At 73.3% G+C, this 1,204-nt stretch carries 2 protein-coding genes; both read right to left on the reverse strand.

Features of this window, described 5'->3' with window-relative positions; genetic code table 11:
• The coding region (locus DEIPI_RS28830; protein WP_045233702.1) for a pyridoxal-phosphate dependent enzyme at positions 1-302 on the reverse strand (302 nt) is incomplete at its 3' end.
• A 122-nt stretch (positions 303-424) separates the two neighbouring features.
• On the reverse strand, positions 425-1,204 hold a 780-nt coding region (locus DEIPI_RS0105745), incomplete at its 5' end, for an ABC transporter permease (RefSeq protein ID WP_342667502.1).

The raw sequence follows: 1,204 nt of genomic DNA on the forward strand, positions 1-1,204 counted from the left end.
GCGTACGCGGCGGCGGCGGCGGACGTGTTGCCGGTGCTGGCGCAGATGACGGCGCGCGAGCCCGCCTCGGCGGCCTTGGCGACCGCGACGACCATCCCGCGGTCCTTGAAGGAGCCGGTGGGGTTGGCGCCCTCGAACTTGAGGTGGAGGGTGACGCCGAGCCGCTCGGACAGCGCGGGCGCGTGCACCAGGGGCGTGTTGCCCTCGTGCAGGGTCAGCATGGGGGTCCGGTCGGTGACCGGCAGGAAGGCGCGGTAGGCTTCCAGCAGGCCGCGGTGGGCGGGCAGCGTCAGTTCGGGCATTCGGACCTCCATCGTTCCGGTCATCCTACGGCACGGGTGAGGAGACGCTGGGGGACGGGCTCACGTTCCGAACGTCCGTTTGACCGCCGTGGGTGGTCGTCTTCTCCTGCCGGACCGGTCAGTCAGGGGCGCACGCGGGCGAGCACCCGCACCACGAACAGCAACGCGAACGCCACCGTCACCATCACGGCGCTCAGCACCAGCGCGGGCCCGAGGTCGCTCTCCAGCGCGGAGTAGATCGCGAGGGTCACCGTCCGCGTGGAGCCCGCCAGCGACCCCGCGAAGAGGATCGTCGCGCCGAACTCCCCCAGCGCGCGCGCCCAGGCCAGCACCAGCCCCTCGAGCAGGAAGGGGAACGCGAGCGGCCACGTCACGAGCCGGAACATCGTGAAGCGCGACGCGCCGTCCGTGAGGGCGGCCGCCTCCACGTCGCGGTCCACCGCCGAGAAGCCCGCCTTCGCGGCGCGCACGAAGAACGGGGCGCTCACGAAGAGCTGCGCGAGCACCACCGCCGCCGGGCTGAACGCCACGGACACGCCCGCGAGTTCCAGCGGCGGGCCCAGCAGACCGCTCCGTCCGAAGGTCAGCAGCAGCCCCACGCCCGCCACGACGGGCGGCAGCACCACCGGCAGATCCAGCAGGGCGTCGAGGACCACGCGGCCCGGAAAGTCGTAGCGGGCGAGCAGGAACGCCACGGGCGTGCCGAGCAGCACCGTCACGAGGAGCGTCACGAGCGTCGTGGACAGGCTCACGCGCAGCGCGTCCAGCACCGCCGGGCTCGTCAGCGTCGCCGCGAACGCGGGCGTCAGGCCGCGCTCCAGCAGCACGAACGTGGGCAGCAGCAGGAACAGCACCAGCAGCACCGACAGCGCGAGCAGCAGCGCGGGCGGGGACGCGTGCGC

The sequence above is a fragment of the Deinococcus pimensis DSM 21231 genome (genome assembly GCF_000519345.1).
GTDB classification, from domain to species: Bacteria; Deinococcota; Deinococci; order Deinococcales; family Deinococcaceae; genus Deinococcus_A; species Deinococcus_A pimensis.